3 protein-coding genes are annotated in these 3,707 nt (G+C 61.5%); all 3 read right to left on the bottom strand.

Annotation, left to right across the window (positions count from 1 at the left end; all coding sequences use genetic code 11):
• The coding region (locus PHP59_RS11825) for a DUF4430 domain-containing protein (protein WP_300167250.1) at positions 1 to 1,425 on the bottom strand (1,425 nt) is incomplete at its 3' end.
• Positions 1,410 to 3,269 (bottom strand): PQQ-binding-like beta-propeller repeat protein, encoded by a 1,860-nt coding sequence (locus PHP59_RS11820; RefSeq protein ID WP_300167248.1) that lies wholly within the window; start codon positions 3,267 to 3,269, stop codon positions 1,410 to 1,412. The genes PHP59_RS11825 and PHP59_RS11820, both read right to left, overlap by 16 nt.
• Positions 3,270 to 3,513: 244 nt before the next feature.
• Positions 3,514 to 3,707: hypothetical protein (locus PHP59_RS11815; RefSeq protein ID WP_300167246.1), on the bottom strand; the 194-nt coding region annotated here is incomplete at its 5' end.

The raw sequence follows: 3,707 nt of genomic DNA, 5'->3' as shown, positions 1-3,707 counted from the left end.
CTCTCTTTCGCCGAGGGCGAGGAGTGCGAACCCGGAGAGTCCCTCCGGAGAGTCTGCCTCAAAGACCAGGTTGCCTGCACTGTCCGTCCCGGCCGGCCGCGTCTCCAGGAATGCGACCGTCCCGTTGTCGGCAATATGCGCGATGTGAACCGCACCGGCACCCCCGTGCTCCTCCACCCATGCAGGGGGAACAGAGATCCGGATAGTGGCGCCGAGGATGTCCTCCCTGTTGGCGATGCCGGTCTTCTCCACCTGCATCACGCAGGCCACCGCGCGAATGACCTTTTCTTCATCGACTGCGAGGAGGGCAATCGCCGACTGTGCCGCCGGCGCGAGTCCGGGGACATAGGTCACGTTCACCCCTGCCTCGGCGGGCACGCCCCTGAGCGAGAGGCTGATCTTTCCTTTTACATCCCCGACCCCCTCGCGTGTTCCGGTGACAGGGTCCAGTTCCGCGGTGACGCTCCTGATAAAGCCGGTTGCGACACCGTTCGTCTCCGTGATGTCGCCGGTCAGCACGGTCATCAGGAGGCCTGGGCGCTCGATGATGATGCGGTCTCCCTGTACCGTCACTCGCACGCCTTTCTGTTCGGCACTCGTATTGACCGTGATCCGAGACCTGCCACCTTCCGTGGTGATGGAAACGCCTGCCGGGAGGCCGAGCGATATCCCTGGCCCTGTGGCCGTCCCGAGGCCGGGCGTCGTGCCCCTGCTGGCGGCACCCGAACTCCCGCCGTCCGAACTCCCGCTCCCGAAGACAACCCTGAGATAGATGGGATCTTTTGATGTCGCCGGCGTGTCGCTCATGCTCTCGCTGTAGTAGAAGACGACTTTATCGCCGTTCTGCACATGGTGGGAGTTGGCCCCGACGGCCGGGGAGACCCCGTTGACCTGGTACATCCACCCGGCCATCCCCTCTCCTGCTCTGCCATTGACGGACGTGAGGTACAGGGTGCCGTAGGCGGCGTACCATGTGTCTTTCACTCCGTATGAGGTGCCGGAGGCGTCGAGCGCGCCGAGTGCTGTCCTGCGGTCGACGGCATAGGGCTTCCCGCTCTCTGCGGTCACGTTGAAGGTGCCCGGCCCCAGGGCCACGTCTCTCCAGGCGATCGAATCGCCCCCGCCGCCCCCGCTGTCGCCCCCTCCGGTCTTGGAGATGGCGACCGACCGTGTGACCGTTTCATCGCCTGCAGTGGCGGTGACGGTGAGGGTGCCGGTGGTGTGCGGGATGTATCTGATTGTTCTTCCCTGTGCGAAGATCGGGGTGCCGTCGTTCTCCTGGAAGATGACGAATGTCTCCTCGTCACAGGTGACGGTCACCGGCGATCCTGCCGTGTTCCCCGCGACATCTGTGGTCAGGGCTGCGGCCGGCAGGGTGCAGGCAATCGTCAGCAGCAGACAGAGCAAGGTCAGGCGACGGTGCATTCAGAACCTCCGCTGCGGGAGATAAGGCCGGCCGGATAGTCGTCCAGAAGGTAGATGCCGGCATAGAGGGTGTAGGTGCCGGTATTTGCCCTGGCCGGGACTGCGACGATCACCGGGATATGGATAGTCTCTCCGGCGTCCAGCAGGACGGTGCCGGTTCCGGCGATCGCGTCGCCGCCCGCGTTCGTCCCGCTCACGACGACGACGTACCAGCCGCTCTCGCTTGCCGTGACGTTGACCTTTGCGAGGACGGACCCGCCGCGCGTCCCGTCGGTGAGTGCGAGGGTACTGTCTGTCTCTGTGATGGTGACGCCGATGGTGATGATATAGGCGGCCTCATCGACGAGGGGCGCATAGGTGGCAGGATCGGTGGGACAGTAGTAGAAGGTGAGTTCGTCGCCCTCTGCAAGGTCGTTTGCGCCGAGCCCGGCTTTGGCCGGGGCATCGTTGACGAAGATCGTCCATGACTTCGCATTCGGCTGCGTCCAGACCTCGTTGGCGATGCCGTCGATGTCTTCGAGGAGGAAGGAACTGTACGGGGAGTACCATGCGTCCGAGGCGTTGAAGGTGAACCCTCCGTCCGTTGCGGCGGCGTCGAGTGCGCCGAGGTCGGTGGTGCGGTTGATCGCATAGGACGCCGAGGCGTTGTTCGAGGGGACGAAGGCGAAGGTGGTGTTCGGGAGTGCGACGGTGCCGTCCCAGATGACCTCGGGCTCTGCTGCGCCTTCGCCGAAGGCATAGAGATGGTTGTCTTCGGCCCCGATGTACAGGACCCCATCAGAGACCGCGGGCGAAGAGGCATAGAACGCGGCAAAGGTGCCGTCTCCAGGAGACTCAAGGGTATGGGACCAGACCTCTTCGCCGTCGTCGGCGTTCATTGCATAGAGGGTTCCGGCCTCCTCATTTGTCCCGAAATAGACAATCCCGCCTGCGATCACGGGGGAGACGGTGACCTGGGCGGACCTGAATGCCCAGCGCTCCGCCCCTGTGGCGGCGTCCAGGCAGTGAAGGCCGTCTTTTGCACCGACGTAGATTTTGTCGCTGCAGAATGCAGGGGAAGATGAGGTTCCCTGGAGGGATCTATTCCAGAGCTCTTCTCCTGTGTCTCTGTCAAAGGCATAGGTCCTGAGGGCCCCGGTACAGAAGAGCGTGCTGTCGCTCAGACAGGGTGTCGAGAGGATGACGTCCCGGACAGAGGTGTTCCAGACCTCTTTCTGCAGAGCGGGGTCAACGCAGAAGAGGGCGGTCATGTTCGAGCAGTAGACCTTTCCGTCCGCGGCTGTCGCCGAGGCGAAGTACGCGGCTTTGCCGCCGGCTGCATATGACCAGGTTTCAGCACCGGCCAGGCTGAACTCGTGGAGCGCGCCGTCCGATGCCGAAAGGACGTAGACCTTCCCATCGTAGACGAGCGGCGATGAGGAGAGGCCGAAATATCCGGTTTCGTCGATCTGATCGCTCGACCAGAGGGTGGCCCCCGTCTCTTCGTCGATGCAGTAGAGCTTTCCGTCTGTCCCGCCGAGATAGACCTGCCCATCGGCGACGGCCACCCCGGAGACGGAGCCGACCGCCTGCCCCCCGAGTTCGTTGGTCCAGAGTTCCCTGCCTGTGGCCGCATCATAGCAGACCAGTCCCATAGGCTCGTTGTCGGTGAAGTTCATGTCGGCCCAGGTCGGGACAAAGACCTTTCCGGCATGGACCGCGGGTGAACCGTCGGCGTACTCGGCGGTCTCTGCCACCCAGAGGGTGGTGTCTGTCAGGGGTCCGGCGGAGAGTGCGGCCCCTGTCCGCGCGGTGTCCGCGTGGAACATCGGGTAGTCGGCCGCAACGGGCGCGGCCAGCAGCATCAGGAATATGCAGCATATCCCTATACCATAGAAATTATCAATCATTCAGATCTCCTCAAATATATCGGATTTATCTCAAATATAGTTTATAAAATATCTTGGTCTTATATCAAATAAATTGTGGTTTTCGCGGCACCAATGGGCATACGCGCTTTCCACTCACCGGGAAACAGATCTCAGGAAGTGAAGCCGGGTTTTACCTGATGCAGGAGGCAGAAAAATAGCGAATGCCGGTGATGCCGCCTTATCGGAGGGACAAAACCAAGACGTGCCGGTCTGCCAGCGTATATGCCGGGTTGATTATGGGACGTGCCGCCGTCGCTTGAGTAAATTTATTTGCTTTAAGATAACATAATTTGATGACTGCTTCATGCAAAGAAAGAACTGGACGATACTGATTCCCCTGTTCCTTTTCCTTCTCCTGAGTATCGTCCTGTC

The organism is Methanofollis sp. (genome assembly GCF_028702905.1).
In the GTDB taxonomy this organism is placed as follows: domain Archaea; phylum Halobacteriota; class Methanomicrobia; order Methanomicrobiales; family Methanofollaceae; genus Methanofollis.
This window is presented reverse-complemented; position numbering and strand designations above follow the sequence as displayed.

Bases quoted from the DNA above. Each gene is read 5' to 3' on its own strand.
- PHP59_RS11820 (WP_300167248.1), bottom strand. From the start codon at position 3,269: ATGCTGCTGGCCGCGCCCGTTGCGGCCGACTACCCGATGTTCCACGCG.